The sequence below is a fragment of the Pelomonas cellulosilytica genome (genome assembly GCF_021353265.1).
GTDB classification, from domain to species: Bacteria; Pseudomonadota; Gammaproteobacteria; order Burkholderiales; family Burkholderiaceae_C; genus Pelomonas; species Pelomonas cellulosilytica.
The window spans coordinates 451269-468272 of sequence record NZ_JAJTWU010000004.1 but is presented as its reverse complement, the minus strand read 5'-3'; the positions used below and the strand labels follow the sequence as shown (position 1 = coordinate 468272).

16 protein-coding genes and 2 pseudogenes are annotated in these 17004 nt (G+C 69.1%); 7 read left to right on the top strand and 11 right to left on the bottom strand.

Annotated elements, in window-relative coordinates; all coding sequences use genetic code 11:
- Positions 1-14: 14 nt before the first annotated feature.
- From LXT13_RS13005 to LXT13_RS12995, 3 genes are read right to left on the bottom strand one after another with little or no spacing between them, the layout of a single operon-like run.
- Complete coding sequence (locus tag LXT13_RS13005) at positions 15-1115, bottom strand: MSMEG_0568 family radical SAM protein (protein WP_233372394.1); 1101 nt, start codon at positions 1113-1115, stop codon at positions 15-17.
- 28 nt (positions 1116-1143) lie between these two features.
- Positions 1144-2136 carry a Nit6803 family nitrilase gene (locus tag LXT13_RS13000; RefSeq protein WP_419964670.1) on the bottom strand — a complete coding sequence of 331 codons (993 nt, stop codon included), beginning with the start codon at positions 2134-2136 and terminating at the stop codon, positions 1144-1146.
- A gap of 5 nt (positions 2137-2141) precedes the next feature.
- On the bottom strand, positions 2142-2624 hold the full coding sequence (locus LXT13_RS12995) for an MSMEG_0572/Sll0783 family nitrogen starvation response protein (RefSeq protein ID WP_233372345.1): 483 nt from the start codon (positions 2622-2624) through the stop codon (positions 2142-2144).
- Positions 2625-2914: 290 nt separating this feature from the next.
- On the opposite strand from LXT13_RS12995, the gene LXT13_RS12990 reads away from it, so the two are divergent.
- Positions 2915-4303, top strand: coding sequence for an aminotransferase-like domain-containing protein (locus LXT13_RS12990; RefSeq protein ID WP_233372344.1), 1389 nt, complete (start codon positions 2915-2917; stop codon positions 4301-4303).
- On the opposite strand, the gene LXT13_RS12985 is transcribed toward LXT13_RS12990, so the two are convergent.
- Positions 4290-4784, bottom strand: a complete 495-nt coding sequence (locus tag LXT13_RS12985) for a disulfide bond formation protein B (protein WP_233372343.1) — start codon at positions 4782-4784, stop codon at positions 4290-4292. The genes LXT13_RS12990 and LXT13_RS12985 overlap by 14 nt on opposite strands.
- Positions 4784-5251 carry a RidA family protein gene (locus LXT13_RS12980; protein ID WP_233372342.1) on the bottom strand — a complete coding sequence of 156 codons (468 nt, stop codon included), beginning with the start codon at positions 5249-5251 and terminating at the stop codon, positions 4784-4786. Before LXT13_RS12980 ends, LXT13_RS12985 begins: the two co-directional genes overlap by 1 nt.
- 225 nt (positions 5252-5476) lie before the next feature.
- On the opposite strand from LXT13_RS12980, the pseudogene LXT13_RS28800 reads away from it, so the two are divergent.
- From LXT13_RS28800 to LXT13_RS12965, 3 genes and pseudogenes are all read left to right on the top strand, one after another.
- Positions 5477-5755: pseudogene (locus LXT13_RS28800) on the top strand (transposase); the annotation flags it as partial.
- 142 nt (positions 5756-5897) lie between these two features.
- A pseudogene (locus LXT13_RS12970) lies at positions 5898-6020 on the top strand (transposase domain-containing protein); the annotation flags it as partial.
- 91 nt (positions 6021-6111) lie between these two features.
- Positions 6112-6576: a hypothetical protein gene (locus LXT13_RS12965; protein WP_233372341.1), complete on the top strand. Its 465-nt coding sequence runs from the start codon at positions 6112-6114 to the stop codon at positions 6574-6576.
- Between the two features lie 319 nt (positions 6577-6895).
- Here LXT13_RS12965 and mltB read toward each other — a convergent pair whose 3' ends face one another.
- The 5 genes from mltB to LXT13_RS12940 form a co-directional block, all read right to left on the bottom strand.
- A complete protein-coding gene (gene mltB / locus LXT13_RS12960; RefSeq protein WP_233372340.1) occupies positions 6896-7975 on the bottom strand; it encodes a lytic murein transglycosylase B in 1080 nt (359 codons plus the stop codon).
- Positions 7976-8022: 47 nt separating this feature from the next.
- Positions 8023-8997: an ankyrin repeat domain-containing protein gene (locus LXT13_RS12955; RefSeq protein ID WP_233372339.1), complete on the bottom strand. Its 975-nt coding sequence runs from the start codon at positions 8995-8997 to the stop codon at positions 8023-8025.
- Between the two features lie 427 nt (positions 8998-9424).
- Positions 9425-9739: a hypothetical protein gene (locus LXT13_RS12950; RefSeq protein ID WP_233372338.1), complete on the bottom strand. Its 315-nt coding sequence runs from the start codon at positions 9737-9739 to the stop codon at positions 9425-9427.
- Positions 9740-9968: 229 nt separating this feature from the next.
- Positions 9969-12011 (bottom strand): transglutaminase TgpA family protein, encoded by a 2043-nt coding sequence (locus LXT13_RS12945; RefSeq protein WP_233372337.1) that lies wholly within the window; start codon positions 12009-12011, stop codon positions 9969-9971.
- Complete coding sequence (locus tag LXT13_RS12940) at positions 12008-12991, bottom strand: DUF58 domain-containing protein (protein ID WP_233372336.1); 984 nt, start codon at positions 12989-12991, stop codon at positions 12008-12010. Before LXT13_RS12940 ends, LXT13_RS12945 begins: the two co-directional genes overlap by 4 nt.
- A gap of 53 nt (positions 12992-13044) precedes the next feature.
- On the opposite strand from LXT13_RS12940, the gene LXT13_RS12935 reads away from it, so the two are divergent.
- Complete coding sequence (locus LXT13_RS12935; protein WP_233372335.1) at positions 13045-13758, top strand: FadR/GntR family transcriptional regulator; 714 nt, start codon at positions 13045-13047, stop codon at positions 13756-13758.
- 23 nt (positions 13759-13781) lie between these two features.
- On the opposite strand, the gene LXT13_RS12930 is transcribed toward LXT13_RS12935, so the two are convergent.
- Positions 13782-14717 (bottom strand): AAA family ATPase, encoded by a 936-nt coding sequence (locus tag LXT13_RS12930; RefSeq protein WP_233372334.1) that lies wholly within the window; start codon positions 14715-14717, stop codon positions 13782-13784.
- Positions 14718-14746: 29 nt separating this feature from the next.
- On the opposite strand from LXT13_RS12930, the gene LXT13_RS12925 reads away from it, so the two are divergent.
- Complete coding sequence (locus LXT13_RS12925) at positions 14747-15682, top strand: histone deacetylase family protein (RefSeq protein ID WP_233372333.1); 936 nt, start codon at positions 14747-14749, stop codon at positions 15680-15682.
- Between the two features lie 18 nt (positions 15683-15700).
- Complete coding sequence (locus LXT13_RS12920; RefSeq protein WP_233372332.1) at positions 15701-16993, top strand: mechanosensitive ion channel family protein; 1293 nt, start codon at positions 15701-15703, stop codon at positions 16991-16993.
- Positions 16994-17004 lie beyond the last annotated feature (11 nt).

The following is a 17004-nucleotide window of genomic DNA, read 5'->3' as shown; positions in this document are numbered from 1 at the left end:
CGGGCTCCCGGTTGTCAGGCAGCAAGGGCGGGCGCTTGCGTCGGTGCGTCTTCGTATCGCGACAGCGTGGAGCACGCGGCGCACTTGCCGCAGCCGGCCTTGATGTCACTGGCCCGCAGGCCCGCGGTAGCCAGGCGCGCGCCCAGTGGCTCCAGCACGCTTTGCATGAACGCCGTGCTAGGGGCGGGGTGATCTTCAAGCGGCGTGCCGCTGATGGGCACGAAGGGAACGACGAAGGGGTAGATGCCCAACGCCAGCAGACGGTCGGCCGTGGACAGCAGCAGCTCAGGGCTGTCGCCCAGGCCGGCCAGCAGGTAGGTGCTGACCTGGCCGCGGCCGAAAACCTCCACGGCGGCAGCGAAGGCATCCCAGTAGCGCGCCATCGGCACCTCGGCCTTGCCAGGAAGGATCTGCCGGCGCAGCTCCTCGCCGACGACTTCCAGGTGCATGCCCAACGTGTCGATGCCGGCATCCTTCATGCGGCGAAACCACGCGTCATCGTCCGGCGGCTCGCACTGGCCCTGCAGCGGCAGGTCCACCGAGGCGCGGATGGCCTTGGCGCTGTCGCATAGCACCTTCGCGCCGCGGTCCGACCCCGGCGGCGTGCCGGTAGTCATCACCATATGCTTGACGCCGTCCAGCTCGACGGCGGCTCGGGCCACCTCGGCCAGCTGTGCGGGCGTCTTGTGCGCGATGGTGCGGCCGGCGGCGAGCGACTGGCCGATGGCGCAGAAGCGACAGGCCTTGCGCCGGCTCTCGTAGCGGATGCAGGTCTGCAGCACGGTGGTGGCCAGCACGTCGGCGCCATGCAGTGTGGCGATGTGCGAGTAGGGAATGCCATCGGCCGTGCTCAGCCCGTAGAAGCGCGGCTGGCGCGGGAAGGCGATGCTGGCAATGGGGATGCTGCCGCGGCGCAGCACGCTGCGGCCATCCGGCCCCGGTGTGTCGGCCACAAAAGGCGAGCTGAACGCGCCATGCGTGTGAACCGGCACCATCAGCGTCACACCGTCCACCGTCACGGCCTTGTGGTCCGACGGGCCGGCGCCGCCGCGGCGGCTGGGGGCTCCGGCGCCCGGGTCCTGCAGACGCAGGCCGGTCGATTGCAGCTCGGTCATCAGCGCGCGGCTGGGTTCGGGCAAGTGGTCAAGCATGGTCGGCTCCCAGCGCCGGCCCGGCCAGCGCTTCGGTGTCGGCGCTCAGTGGCCGGGTAGTGCTGGCAGGGTCGCGGCGGATCGCCAGGCTCAGCAGCTCCGGCCGGGCGTAGTGGCCGACCGAATCCATCATGCGTTTGCGCTTGGCGATGAGTGCCATGTCCAGGTCCGCGATGACGAGGCCTTCACCCTCGGTCAGCGGCTCGGCCAGGTACTTGCCCTCGGGCGACACGATGGCCGCATGGCAGCCGCCGCGCAAGGCGCTCTGCAGCTTGTCGTCGGTCGTGATGGACTTGATCTGCTCCGGGCGGAGCCAGCCGGTCGCATTGACGACGAAACAGCCGGACTCCAGCGCGTGGTGGCGGATCGTCACTCCCATTTGCTCGGCAAAGATCGGCCCGACGAGCGAGCCGGGGAACTGCGCGCAGTGGATCTCCTCGTGCTCGGTCATCAGCGCGTAGCGAGCCAGCGGGTTGTAGTGCTCCCAGCAGGCCAGCGCGCCCACCCGGCCGACGCGCGTGGCCACGGTGCGCAGCCCGGCGCCATCACCCTGGCCCCAGACCATGCGCTCGTGGTAGGTCGGCGTGATCTTGCGGCGCTTCAGCAGCAAGCTGCCGTCGGCATCGAAGATGAGCTGCGTGTTGTAGAGGCTGCCGTGGTCGCGTTCGTTGATGCCCAGCACGACGACCATGCCGGCCTCGCGGGCGGCTGCGGCCACCTGCTCGGTCGTCGGGCCGGGCACGGTGGGCGCGCGCTCCATCAGCAGCAGGTGCGCGGGGCCCTGCTGCACGGGCGGCTGCACGAACGAGAAGTACGGGTAGTAGGGCAGAAAAGTCTCCGGAAAGACGATCAGCTCCACGCCCTGACGCGCCGCGTCGCGGATGGTCTCCAGCACGCGTGACAGCGTGCCGGTGTCGGACTCAAGGTCCGGCGCGATCTGCGCCGCGGCGGCGCGCACCGTCTTTCTCGTCGTGGGGGCAGCCATGGCGGTCAGAGGGTCCAGGTGTCGAGGATGAACGCGCCGGCCTTGCGGTGCAGCAGCACAATGTCCAGCACATCCAGCGGGTTGATCGGCCGCACGCCTTCGATCAGTGCGCCTTCGCCGTGGCCGTACAGCGCTTGCAGCGCGAAGCGGCAGGCGTAGACTTTGCCGCCCTCGGCGATGAACTTGGTGATCTGCTCGTTGAAGTTCTGGTGGCCGGGGAAGGCAGCGTCGCCCAGCTTGGGGAAGCCGCGTTTCACGCCCAGCGTCACGCCCGGGCCGTAGAGCAGGATGGATGTCTCGAAGCCCTTGCGCTGCAGGCGGGTGGCCTGCAGCAGGTTCACGAAGCCGATGGAGCCTTCGAACGCGACGGTGTGGAAGGTCACGAGCGCCTTCTCGCCCGGATCGGCCTTGACGTCCTCGAAGACCTTCTCTTCGTAGTCGACCAGGAAATCGCCCTTCTGGGCGGCGGGATGGGTCACTTTCGGCATGTCGTTCCTCACGAGGGGCTAGGGCTTCCGGCGGCTTGCCGGACGCAGCTGTCATTGCGAGGCACGTGCCACCGGGCGGCGCGGCCGGCCGATCAAGGGCCGATCAAAGGGGCGTCGGCGGCCTCGAGTCGTCGCACGACCCGCCACGCATCGTCAGCGCGTCCATTCGGCCTGCGCACCACGGCGGCGACCATCCAATGCAATCAATGCACCCGATCAATGGAGTCACCGCACCGCTTCAGCGCCGCGTCAGGCCGCACGGCGGAGGTGTTCTTCGGCACACTGCCGCCATGCCGTTTACGCACTGGATCTCGCGCATCAAAGGCAGCGCCCTGCCGGCCTACCAGGTCATCCCGGAGCTGATTGCCGAAGACCTGCAGCATGGTCGCCTCGCGCCGCGCGACCGTCTGCCGCCGCTGCGCGACTTGGCCAAGGTGCTGGACCTGAACTACACGACCGTGGTGCGCGGCTTTGCTGAGGCACGCGACCGCGGGCTGGTGGCATCACGCCCGGGGCTAGGCAGCTATGTGCGCGGTTCGTTCATCGGCCTGCCTCTGCGGGCCGGCACCGGTGCCGAGATGACGATGAACCTGCCGCCGGAGATCGAAGAGCACCCGGCCATGCAGCGGCTGCAGGAGCAGGCCGCTGCCGCGATCGTCAACACGCCGCTCCATGACCTGATGCGCTACCAGGACTTCGGCGGCACCCCGCGCGACCGCGACCTGGCCGCTCGCTGGCTGCGCCAATGGCTGGCCAAGGCGGACGCTGACCGTGTGCTGGTGGCGCCAGGCATCCATGCCGCGCTGCTGGGGCTGGTGTCCATGCTCGTCAAGCCCGGCCAGAGCCTGTGCGTCGAGAGCATGGCCTACCCGGGCATCAAGGCCATCGCGGCGCAGCTTGGCACGCCATTGCATCCCCTGGCGATGGACGAGGAAGGCCTGCGACCCGACGAGTTTGAGGCCGCTTGCAAGAGCGCGGCAATCGGCGCGCTGTACCTGTGCCCCAACCTGCACAACCCGATGACGGCCACACTGTCGCTGCGCCGGCGCGAGCAGATCGCCGACGTGGCGTTGCGCTACAGCGTGCCCGTCATCGAGGACGACGCTTACGGCATGTTGCCGGCCGCCGTGCCTCCGCCGCTGGCGGACTATGCGCCAGGCCTCGTCTACTACGTGAGCGGCCTGTCGAAGTGGCTGGGCGCCGGCTTGCGCATTGCCTACGTTCAGGCGCCCACGGCGGCAGCCCACCAGCGGTTGGCCGGCGCGCTGCGGGCGACGACCGTGATGGCCTCGCCCTTCATCAACTCCGTTGTCGCGACGTGGCTGGAGCAAGGTGAGGCGGACGCAGTGCTATCGGCCGTGCGGGCCGAATGCCAGTGGCGCAGCGCACTGATGGCCGAGCGCCTGGGCCGCCATGGGCTGCGCACGCACCGCCAGGGCTTCCACGCCTGGCTACCTCTGGTGGAGGAGGGGGGCGCGCCACGGTCGGTGGCGATGGCAGCGGAGCTGCGCGCTATCGGCGTGCTGGCGGTGGCTTCGACGGCGTTCTCAACAGACCGCCAGCCGCCCGACGGTCTGCGGCTGTGCCTGGGCGGTGGCCTCACCCGCGACGACTGCGGCCGCGCGCTGCAGGCAGTGGAGGATGCGCTGCAGCGCCTGCCGGGCTTCAGCGCTTCGTGAGCACAACCAAGCCCAGCGCCCCGAGAGCGGCGAACAACAGCCCGCTCCACACCTCGTAGGGCAGGCCCAGCAGCGTATAGGCGGCGGCCTCCGAGCAGTTGGCCGTGATCATGAAGACCGAGGGCCACAGATCCTCGAGACCCAGCGCGGTGACGATCTTGTCCGCCAGGCCCATCGCGCAGCTGGCCGTCTGCGCGGCCACTTCATGCTGGAAAACGGCCGCCGTGAGGCCCGCAGCGCACAGCACCAGCACCAGCACGACAACCCCCTGGCGCAGGGAGCGCTGGCGCTGAACCACCCAGCCCACCAGCGTCAGCGCGCCGATGAGCAGGAAGACCGCACGCTGCAGTACACACCAAGGGCAGGGCTTCACGCCGAACTGATGCTGGGCCACGAGCGCGGCACCCACGGCGGCAAAGCATGCGATGGCCATGCCGGCCAGCGCGCGCCCCGGCAGCTTGGAAGGGGGCACGAAGAACATCAGGCCTGGACTTCCGCGATCAGTTCGATCTCGACACAGGCGCCCATCGGGATCTGAGCCACGCCGAATGCGCTGCGCGCATGCTTGCCGGCTTCGCCAAGCACGGTGGCCAACAACTCAGAGCAGCCGTTCGTCACAAGATGCTGTTCGGTGAAATCGGACGTGCTGTTGACAAGGCTCATCACCTTGACGATGCGCACCACTTTGCCCAAGTCGCCCACTGCCGCCTGCAGCGTGCCGAGCAGGTCGATGGCGACGGCTCGTGCGGCCTGCTGGCCCGTGGCGGTGTCCACGTCCTTGCCGAGCTGACCCACCCAGGGCTTGCCATCCTTCTTGGCGATATGGCCGGATAGGAAGACGAGGTTGCCGGTGCGCACGAAAGGCACGTAGGCGGCGGCCGGCACGGCCACGGGGGGCAGGGTAATGCCCAGTTCGGCCAGCTTGGCCTGGATGGCGGAGGAGCTCATGGAGGAAGCGCTGTGGCGCAGGGAAAAAACGGCGGCATGCTACACCCCGACATCCAACGACAAGGGCAGGGCGGGTGGCGGAGCAAGCGGCTAAACGGCCATCGGCTCGCTTTCCTCCGAACTCTCGGTCTGCTATTGGCAGGAGCGGAAATCGTCGGCATCTGGCCGCCTGACGTCGAACAGTCGCTACGCGCGGCGGCGAAGCGAATCGCCTTGCGCCATGGCGCCTCCCAGCAGGAGTTGATCGCCGCCAAGGCGCCGAAGGCCAAAGACAGAACGAATCAGAGGGTCCGAGGCACGGAGCATGTGGCCGACTTGGAGCGCATCGTCAACCGCATCAAATCCAAGACGCGTTCGCGGGTGGAGCACGTGTTCGCCGTGGTCAAGCGCCAGTTCGGCTTCAGCAAAGTTCGCTACAAGGGCTTGGCGAAGAACGCGACGCGAGCGTTCGTGGTGCTGGGCTTGGCCAACATCTACCTGGCGCGCAAGCGCCTGGTGGCATGAGTGCGTCCGCAGTGGGCGCGCAGCACGGCTGCTGCCTCAAAAAGGCCGAAAAACTCGGCTTGGGCAGGGCAAAACGGCGTCAATTCGACCGGGTAGCACGTCTGCACGACGCAGCCTCGAAATCAACGGCTTGTTCAGCGTAGCCCTAAATGGCCACGACCCCTACGGGTACCTTCGCGACGTCCTGACGCGTCTTCCGACTCAACGCGCACGCGACCTTGCTGAACTGCGGCCCTATCGTTGGGGGGCGCCAGGCTCAAAATAGTCCCACTCCGTCTCTGAGCGGTCGCCCGGAAGACCGGTCGCGAACGCCACGGTTCCGCCAGAAACGGTCTCCCTAGTACACGTCCGGCATCATGAAGTCGAACTTTGATTTTGCAGAGGCAGCAGGGGCATTCGCATGCTTCGCAAAGCCATCGGCCTACGTTCAAGCCGACCTCTATGAGCCCGAGCGCGATGAATACGAGCAAATGCTCGGTGGCAAGGCGCGCGAGGAACTCGTCGCTGCAGACTTTGGGACAGTTGCGTGGGGCCCCCTGTGCTATCTAACCCCTTCTGCAATGGCCTATCTGCTCCCACGGCTGATGGAGATCGCCGCATCTGACGCCACAGACAGCATTGGTGATCTATTCATGATGCGGTTCATCAATCGGTTCTCAGCGGGTCCAGTCGGCTTCGAGTTTTCGCTGCTCAGTGCCAAGCAGCGCACCGTCGTCGCATCGTTTCTTGAGTACCTATCCACAGAGCATGCGGAGGTCGTCAGGCAGGAGTGTTGGGAGGACGACCTGGCCGAGGCTGTTCTCAACTGGCGGGCCGCCTAAACCGCTGTCCGACGTCAACCTGACTTCCCAGCACGCTTACGTACCAGCCGCGCAGGATGGCATTGAACCGCGCCGACAGGTCGGCGATTGCAGTCCTTGCTGCGCGACGGGGAGCGCTTCGACGCGGCCCAGCTTCTGGCTGCCGTCCAACCGCTGGCGGGTCTCGTGCAGGCCGGCTCCGACAGCCGGCTTGGTCATCGCCGGTAATGGCAAGCGACCAGGCCGCTAGTGACGCGCTCGTTGCCAGGCCGTCATGCCGGGACTGGCGGTCGGGCAGCGACGGCACGATGCCGAGCTGCAAGCGCGCGCTGGCGTGCTGCTACTGGACCTGCGGCGCCGCGCTGCCCGTAGCGCCGGAAAAACCGTCCGGCCCGGTGCGGCTGCCTGCGGAAGAGACCTGGTAGCGCGTCTTCACTGCCCGGCCCAGCTCGATGACTGCCAGCGCGTAGTAGGCCGACCAGTTGTAGCGCGTGACCACCCAGAAGTTTTCGGTGCCCAGAAGCACCGTCGGGGCGGCGCCGCCGTTCTGTAGCTGGATGACGGCCAGTGGGCCGGCGTGGCCGCGCGCCGCCTCGGGCAGCGTGGCGCCAGCTTCGGCCAGCTCGGCGGCGCTGAACGTGGGCTTGATGTCGGGCGCCAGCAGCCGCGCGCGTTGGGCCGCGTCGTCGGTCAGTGTGACGCCGTCGAAGTGCGTCGGCTGGCCCGGCTTCCAGCCGTGTGCGGCCAGGTAGTGGGCCACGCTGCCGATGGCGTCCACCGGGCTGGCCATCAGGTTGATGTGGCCGTCGCCGTCGAAGTCCACCGCGTGCTGACGCCAACTGCCCGGCATGAACTGCGGCCAGCCCAGCGCGCCGGCATAGCTGCCGCGCACGTCCTCGGCCGCCAGGCCCTGCTCGCGCGTGAGCCGCAGGAACTCGGCCAGCTCGCTGCGGAAGAAGGCCTGCCGCTCGGCGGCGCGCGGGTGGGCGGCCGGGAAGTCGAAGGCCAGCGTGGCCAGCGCATCCAGCACCTTGAAGCCGCCGGTAATGCGCCCGTAGAAGGTCTCCACGCCGATGATGCCGACGATGACCTCGGCCGGCACGCCGTACTGCGCCTCGGCGCGGGCCAGCGCCTCGGCATGCTCGTCCCAGAAGGTGGCGCCCGCGTCGATGCGCTTGGGCTCGATGAATCGATCTCGGTAAGCTGCCCAGTTCTTGGCCGACGGTGTCGATGCCGGCAGGATGAGTTGCTTCACCTTGGGCAGGTCGCTGGCCGCGGCAAGCTGCCTTCGCAGTGTGGCCGCGTCCCAGCCCTCGGCCGTGGCCAGCTCATTGGCAAAGGCGACGAGCGCCGGCCGCGTGCCCAGCGGCTTGGGCGGCGGCTCGTGGCGGGCGGTACGGGGCTTGGCGTGGGCGGTCATTGCGCAGAGCAGGGCCAGCGCGGCGATCGGGGGTTTGCGAGGGTGCTTCACAGGCCCAGCATACGTGCGCTCACTTGGACCGTGATCACCTGCTTGAACAGGTGCTCGCCCGCGCACCGGTAGTCCACCAGCGCGCGCACGAGGGCGTTGCGGAAGAAGTCGACGACGGCCTCGGGCGCGGAGCCGATGACCTCGAAATCCGCCACCTCGACGACCGCGGCGCGCGTCCTGGCGATCATCTTGAAGGTGATCCAGCCGCGCCAGTTGACCGCCCTGGGCGGCTCCGGCTTGCCCATGCGCTCGCAGCGCGCGTCGTTGAACGTCCACTCGGGCACCACCTTGCCGCGCCCCTGTTTCGCCTCGACGTCGATGAAGTGCATGCCCGGTGGCGGGCGGACGGGCAGTTTTCTAGGGGCCTCAGCGGCGGTTATGTTGAATTCGCGCTGGCGGGTGACGGCCTCCTTGACCAACGTCTGCACCAGCGGGCCGTCGGCCAGCGCCTGTTGCAGCGCGGGCGTGGCGTTCGGGCATTGCCGGAGCCAGGCGCGCTTGGCGGCGTCCATGTCGGGGTCGGCCCCTGCGGCTTCCAGCTGCTGGATGACGTCGTTGATGGCCGCGCCCTGCGTCTTGAGCAGCTGACCCATGCGCCGCACGTAGGGCGCCAACAGCGCCGAGCGCTCCAGCGTGAGGGTGCCTGGCTGACAGGCGACCAGGGTCAGCGGCAGCGCGAAGTTGGCGCGCATCCAGGCGGTCGTGCCGTCGTCGTCCGGCTCGTTGATGCGGAGCCGGACGCTTGGGTCGGCCAGCAGCGCACGTACCACCTGCGGATAGCCGTCGCTGGCGGCGGCAATCAGTGGCGTGCGCTCGTCCTCGTCCTTGGCCGTCAGGGACAGATCGCCGGGTGCGCGGGCGATGAAAGCTGCAATCTCCTCGGCGGCGGCGCGCTCCAGGTCCTCAGGCGTCTGCTGCGCTTTCGCATCTTCCAAGTTTTCCCGGATCTGCAGGCCCAGTCGGTCGATCACTTCCCGCGGCATCCGGGGTGTACTGGCCGTGCCCCAGGCGGGGGCCACCAGAACCACGATGCATGTCAGCCATTTGCACAGATGTCTCATCGTTCACTGACCTTGAAAGGAAAACGCCGCAGAAGGGAGGACGTCAAGCGGGCGTCACTCGAGACGGGAAATCTGGTCCCGCCCGCAGTTTCCCGCGACATTCCAGTTTGGCAATCGCCCGGCTGACCGCCCAGGCGAGCGAGCGGTCGGCGGAAGAAGGCATGTCGCCTGACATGCTGTGGACCGTCACGGCAACCGGCAAGCCGGCGCGATTCAATATCGTGGCTCGTACGACGCGGTGCCGCTCGTGGTCAGCCGTGGTCAATTTCGGGCTCGATCATCGTTCGACACCCGCGGTTGGTGCCCCAGGCGTCCAGCGCCGCACTGACCAGCCTCGCTACATGCGGGGCAGGGCGCCTGACGGCCGGCGGGACGCCGTCCAGGTCTGTTGCCAGCTGACCGATATCAGCCGCGCGGGGCCGCAGGCCCAAAGAGGTGGCGTCAGCCTGGCCAGGGTCAGCGGTGCTGCCTTGCCAAGGCTTTTGGCGTTGACCTGCTGCCGCACGGCGATGGACTCCAGTAGCGCCTCCACCATCGACGCGTACCCGTTCATCGCCGCCGAGGCGAGCGGGAAGAGCTTGCCTAAGTCTTGACCGGTTAACGACCGGTCGTCGGGTCGGCTCCCGATCAGCTGGCGGGTGGCGTCGGCCATGCGCTGCTCCTGCTGCCGCTGCTGCCCCCAGGAGGCGCCACGCAGCGCGATCTGCTGGAGGTCGCTGCCGAGGCAGTCCAACGGCAAGCGCGGCTGCGCCGATGGCGTTCACTGTGCAGCGCTCTGCTGCCAGGCCGCCTGAGCCGTCAGGCCGCAGGACAGGCGCTTCAGGAAGCCAAGGGGCATCGGTCCGGTTGCAGAGATGGTGCGGCGCGAGTGTCGTCGCCGATCACGGCTTGAGCAGTCGGGCAGCCCGATGAAATTCACGCCAGTGGGGTACGGCCGCGCCGGCGGCATAGCGTGACCGCTCCAGCCGCTCCAGCCACTGCGCCGCCGGCTCGGCCTTCTGCCCGTGACGCTGCCGCAGCGCTCGCGCCCACGCCGCGGGGCCTTCATGGGTCCCAACGGTTACCCCTGCACGCGCCAGTCGGGCCACGATGCGTGCGCGCTGCCGGCTCCAGGCGTCGTGCGGCCGGCTGCTCCAGCGGATCCAGGCGCTTGCGGCTACAGCCAGCACGAAGATGACGCCGGCGAGCGCCTGGCCGAGTGCTGCCCAGTCGGGCCGCTCGAAGCCGACCTTTTTCAGCAGGTCGAACTGGTTTTCGCGCGAGTAGTTCAGCACCAGCTGCTGCCAGCGGTTGTTGACGGTCTCCCAGCCGTTGCGCAGCGCGCGCCACAGCGTGGGGTTGAGCTGCCCCAGCACGTTGTAGGCGCCCGGTTGCGGTTGCAGTGCCAGGCCCTGGATGACGCGGTTGGGCGCCACCGCGGCGGTCGGGTCGCTGCGCTGCCAGCCCTTGCCGTCCACCCAGAACTCGGCCCACGCGTGGGCGTTGGCATTGCGCACGACGAGGTAGCCGTCCTGCGGCTCGGCGTCCCAGCCCTGGAAGCCGGTGATGATGCGCGCCGGCACGCCCATGGCGCGCATCAGCACGACGAAGGCCGACGCGAAGTGCTCGCAGAAGCCCAGGCGCCGGTCCAGCCAGAACTCGTCGATGACATGGGGTGACTGCTCGCCGTAGCGGCCGGGGGACAGCGTGTAGAGGAAGTCATTGGCGCGGACATGCGCCAGCAGCGCCTCGGCCAGCGCCTCGGCGCGCGGTCCGGGCTCGAGCTGCGCGAAACGCGGCTCGGCGGCCAGCTCGCGCGCCCAGGCCAGCGAGCGCGGGTTGCCGCCGGCCGGCAGCTCCAGGTTGATGGTCCGCTGCAGGCGGTTGAGCCGCAGGCCGGCGCTCCAGCGCACGTGTGCCTCGGCCTTCAGGCGCAGCCGCTCGGTGATGGGCCGTGGCGCCAGCCATTGCAGCTCCGGCCCGCGCACCAGCGTCAGGTCCGGCAGCTGCAGCTCGTTGCCGGCGTCGTTGGGGCTCATCTCCAGCAGCGGCAGTACGGGGATGCGCAGCGGCTCCAGCGTCAGCTCGTAACGCAGCGCCGGGCCGAGCGTCTCGAGGTCGTCGCGCCCGCGCAGCCAGCTCTGGCCTGGCCGGGTGTCCGGGGCGCGCCAGGTCTTGCCGTCGAAGCGGGTCAGCACCGGGCCGCGGAAGTAGCGCTGGTCCGGTGGCGGCACGGCACCGTCGAACTTCAGCCGCATCGCGATGCCGTCGTCGTTGGCGATTTCGTTCATCGCGCCGAACTCCAGCTGGTTGGACAGCCCGGTGCGCCCGATGGCCTCGGTCGGGACGCCCCACAGCGGCGCGATGCGCGGGAACAGCACGAACAGCAGCACCATGACCGGCAGGCCCAGCGCCGTCGTGCCGGCGGCGCGGCGGGCGGCGATGCCGATGCTGGGCAGGCCGCCGGCGTCGGTCGTGGGCATCTGCGCGAGCACGACGGCCGCCAGCAGCCCCCATAGCGACCCGAGCGACCACACCGCCGTCAGCAGCGACTGCGAATACAGGAACTGCGTCAGCACGAGGAAGAAGCCAAGGAAGAACACGACGAAGGCGTCGCGCCTTGCGCGCAGCTCCAGCGTCTTGAGCGCCATCAGCACGGTCAGCAGCGTGATGCCGGCCTCACGGCCGACGAGGGTGCGAAACGTCAGCCAGGTCAGGCCGGCGTAGACGGCGGTCACGCCCAGCAGCCACCAGCGGCTGGGAAGCGTCTGCTGGCGCCAGGCGATCTGCGCGCGCCAGGCGAGCATCAGGCCCGTGAGCGTCGTGGCCCACAGCGGCAGATGGCCGGCATGCGGCGCCATGACGGCGGTGATGACGCCGAGCAGGAAGAGGCTGTCGCGCGTGTCGCGCGGCAGGCGCTGCCAGCGGCCGGCCAGCGCGTTCATGTCGCGTACGCCGCCAGCCGTTCGAGGCAGGCCTGGCGGTGGGCGGCACCCAGCATGGGCGGTAGTTCGTGGCCCGCCAGCCGCAGGCCATAGGGCTGGCCCTGGCGCTCGGCGGCCAGCACCCAGGCCGTCAGGCGCGACAGCCGGGCCTCGACATCGCGCCCCTGTGTGTCACGCCAGTCCAGCCACAGGTCGCGCGCCAGCGGTGCCTCGGTCTCGCGCACCCAGGGCGCCGCGCCCTGGTCCATCGCCAGCGTGGACTTGCGCCAGAGGATGTGCTTCATCGAGTCGCCGCGGCGGTAGCTGCGCACGCCGGAGAAATCGGTACCGGCCTGGGACTGGTGCGTCGATGCGGCCTCGCCGGCGCCGGCCTCGGCCTGTGCAGGGAAGGGTGGCGTGACCGCTTCGGCGCGTGGATAGATCCAGACCTTGGCAGCAGGCCGCCAGTAGCTCCAGGCGCGGAAGAAGCCCAGCGGAAACCGCGTGGCGATGACGAGCCGCGGCAGCGCCTGCAGCCCACGCCGCGGCGCGGGCAGGCGCAGCGTCAGCACCGAATGGCCCAGCGCCGGCACATCGACCCAGGCGGGCGGCGTCTCGCCGTCGTGGAGCTGCGCGCTGACGGCGATGCCGAAGCGTGCCCGCCCTGGGTTGTGCAGCCGCAGCTCCACGGCGTAGTCGTCGCCCGCATGCACGCCCTCGGGTGCCTTCAGGTCCATCTGCAGGCCGCGCAGGTTGGCGTGCGTCGTGTGCATGGAGGCCAGGCCTGCGCCGGTCAGCGCGAATGTGAGGGCATAGCCGAGGCTCAGCTGCTCGTTGATGGACGCCAGCAGCAGCACGCCCAGCGTGCCGCAGAACGCCAGGCCCGCCGCCGTGGGCAGGATGTAGGTGTTGCGCTGGGTCGTCCCGTGGGTGTCTGCCACCGGCTGGCGGGCCTCCCACCAGCGTTGCCAGCGCGAGCGCAGGTAGAGCATCGCGGCCATGCGGCAAGGATATAGGTCCACGGAGCCCGCGGCCGGGCGGTGACAATGCCGGCATGCTTGAACCGCTCAAGGGAACGGACAGCCGGCGTCTGTACCACCAGATCGCCGACCAGTTGCGCGAACTCATCCGCGAGGGCCGCTACCGCATCGGCAGCCGCCTGCCGCCCGAACGCGAGCTGGCGCAGCAGCTGGGCGTGTCGCGCCCGTCGGTGCGCGAGGCGCTGATCGCGCTGGAGATTGCCGGTTGCGTGGAAGTCCGCATGGGCGCCGGCATCTACGTGCGCAGCAGCGGCGACCCCGAGGCCGGCACGACGGCGCTGGGCGAGAGCCCGCTGGAGCTGATGCAGGCGCGCGTAGTGCTGGAAGGCGGGTTGATGCCGCAGGCCTGCACCCGGGTCACGCCGCGCGGATTGGCGGCCGTACGTGAAGCGCTGGACGCGATGCGCGAGGCCATGGAGGCCGGCCGACCGGCGCTCGATGCCGACCGGCGCTTTCACCTCGCGGTGGCGGCGATGGCCGGCAACGCCGTGCTGGAGCGCATGGTGGGCGAACTCTTCGACGGCCGCTACAGCCCGATGTCGCTGCAGCTCAGCGCCAGGGCGGACACGCACCGGAACTGGCGCGACGCGCTTGTCGAGCACGAGCGCATCCTGGCCGCCCTGGAGGCACACGACCCGCTGGCAGCTCAGGCGGCCATGCGCACCCATCTGCTGAATGCCCAGCAGCGCTGGGCCGGCAACCGGCTGGCGGGCCCCAGCACCGGCTGAAGCCGTCGGCCAGGTGACGCCCGTCAGGGCAGCGGAATCGCCTCAACCATCGCCCGCACCTGTTCCCTGGCCCCTCGCCCGGCGCCCGCTCGCGGTTGCAGCCGGTGCGCGATGGTCTGCGGCAGGATGGCCTGGATGTCGTCGGGCGAGACGTAGTCCCGCCCCTGCAGCAGCGCCCGCGCGCGGGAGGCGCGCAGCACGGCCAGCCCCGCCCGAGGGGACAGGCCTTCGACGAACCACTGGCCCGAACGCGTGGCGGCGAGCAGCGCCTGCAGGTAGTCGATCAAGGGCGGCGCGGCGTGGATGGCCTTCGCCGCCGCCTGCACCTCGATCAGCTCGGATGGTGTCATGACGGGCCGCAGCGCCTTCAGCTGCTCGCGGCTGTCGCCACCCATAAGCAGCTCGCGCTCTGCTCCGGCATCGGGATAGCCCAGCGAGATGCACATCAGAAAGCGGTCCAGCTGCGACTCCGGCAGCGGGAATGTGCCGAGCTGCTCGCTGGGGTTCTGCGTCGCGATGACGAAGAACGGCTCGGGCAGCGGGTGGCTGACGCCCTCGATGCTGACCTGGTGCTCCTCCATCGCCTCCAGCAGCGCGCTCTGCGTTTTGGGGCCAGCGCGGTTGATCTCGTCGGCCAGCAGTACCTGGGCGAAAACCGGGCCGGGGTGGAAGGCGAAGCCGTTCTTCTCGCGTTCGTAGACGGACACGCCCAGCAGGTCGCTGGGCAGCAGATCGGCCGTGAACTGCAGGCGCGAGAACTTCAGCCCCAGCGAAATGGCGAGGGCGTGTGCCAGCGTCGTCTTGCCGACGCCGGGCAGGTCCTCGATGAGCAGGTGCCCGCCGGCCACCAGGCAGGCCAGCGAGTCGGCGATCTGCGCCGGCTTGCCCTTGATGACCGTGCTAATCTGGTTTTGCAGCGCTTGCAGTTGCGCTGTCAGCGCTCGTGATGTCGTCGTCATGGGCCTGACCATAGCAAGAGACAACGGTCATGCCCACCGCGTACTTCAGCCCGCCCGAATGCCGCCGCCACGATATGGGGCCGGGCCACCCCGAATGCCCCGAGCGGCTCGCCGCCATCGACGACTGGCTGATCGCGTCCGGGGTGGCCCCGACGCTGCAGCACGAGGACGCCAGCCCGGTCGACCTGAAGGCCGTGGAGCGTGCCCACACCCATGGTTACGTGGCCGAGATCGGTGCGTTGCTGCGCCAGTGCGAGGAGAGCGGCACTCGCGCCGCGGTGGACCCGGACACGTCAGCCAATGCCCACACCTGGCAGGCCGCGCTGCATGCCGCCGGCGCCGCGGTGCAGGCGACGGACCTCGTCATCGACCGCCGCGCCGACAACGCCTTTTGCGCCGTTCGCCCGCCGGGCCACCATGCGACGCGCGACCAGAGCATGGGCTTCTGCTTTTTCAACAACGTGGCCATTGCCGCGCGGCATGCGCTGGACGTGCGCGGGCTGGAGCGCGTGGCCATCGTGGACTTCGACGTCCACCACGGCAACGGCACCGAGGACATCATCGCGGGTGACGACCGCGTGCTGATGGTCGGCCTGTTCCAGCACCCGCTTTATCCCTACAGCGGCGCCGTGCCCAAGGGGACGAACATGGTCAACGTGCCCATTCCGCCGTACACGCGCGGCGCCGAAGTGCGCGAGATCGTCGAGGCCATGTGGCTGCCGGCGCTGGAGCGCTTCAAGCCGCAGATGCTGTTTGTCTCGGCCGGCTTCGACGCCCACCGCGACGACGAGCTGGGACAGCTCGGCCTGGTGGAGGCCGACTACGAGTGGCTGACACTGAAGATCAAGGCCGTCGCCGAGCGTCACGCACAAGGCCGTATCGTGTCGGTGCTGGAAGGTGGCTATCACCTGCCGGCGCTCGCACGCAGCGTGGGTGTTCACCTGCGCGTCCTGGCCGATCTCTAGACTTCTATGCACCAACCTTTGAGCCTGAATGAACTCCAGGCCCTGCTGGCCCGCGTCTTCAGCGCCGCCGCGCTGGGCGAATGGGCGCTGCTGCTGGCCGCGCTGCTGCTGGCCGGCCTCGTCAGCGCCGTGCTGTCGCGCGCCGTCGAGCGGCGCGAGCTGAGCGTGTTGTTCGGCGAACGACTGTTCGACGGCGCGCTGTTCCCGCTGCTGGCCATGGCGTTCGCCTTTGCCGCCCGGCGGCTGCTGCCGGTGTGGGGGCTGTCGCCCGCGCTGGTCAAGCTGGTGCTGCCGCTGCTCGTGTCTCTGGCCGCCATCAGGCTTGTCGCCCGCGTGCTGCGGGCGGCGTGGCCGAAGTCGAACTTCATCCTCGGCGTGGAAAAGCTTGGCTCGTGGCTGGTGTGGATCGGCGCGGTGCTGTGGATCACCGGGCTGTGGCCGATGATGATGGACGAGCTGGACGACATCGGCTGGAAGTTCGGCTCCGTCAAGCTGACGTTGCGCAACGTCATCGAGGGTGGCATCACGGCGGTGCTGGTGCTGCTGCTGGCGTTGTGGCTGTCATCCACCATCGAGGCGCGGCTGCTCAAGCGCGAGTCCATGGACCTGTCCATGCGCAAGATCGCGGCCAGCGCGATCCGCTCGCTGCTGCTGTTCGTGGGCCTGCTGTTCGCGCTGTCGGCCGCGGGCATCGACCTGACGGCGCTGGGCGTGCTGGGCGGCGCACTCGGCGTGGGCCTGGGCTTCGGCCTGCAGAAGCTGGCGGCCAACTACGTGAGCGGCTTCGTCATCCTGGCCGAGCGCAGCCTGCGCATCGGCGACATGGTCAAGGTCGACGGCTTCGAGGGCCGCGTGACAGACATCAAGACGCGCTATACGGTCATCCGCTCGCTCGGTGGCAAGGAAGCCATCGTGCCCAACGAGGTGCTGATCACGCAGCGGGTGGAGAACTCGTCGCTGGCCGACCCGCGCGTGCTGCTGAACACGACTGTGCAGGTGGCCTACGACTGCGACGTGGACCAGGTCATCAAGGAGCTGGCCGCCGCGCTGACCACGGTTCCGCGCGTGCTGAGCGACCCCGGGCCGTCCGTGCAGCTGAGTCGTTTCGCGGACAGCGGCCTGGAGCTGACTGTCTATTTCTGGATCGCCGACCCCGAGAACGGCAGCGGTGGCGTGCGCTCCGACGTGAACCTGGCGATTCTGCACACGCTGCAGCGGCTGGGCGTGGACATCCCGTATCCGCAGCAGGTGCAGCATTGGGCCAAGACGGGGCCTGTCCCCGTGGAGAATCCAGCGGCTCCTTCACATTGACGACCAGGGAG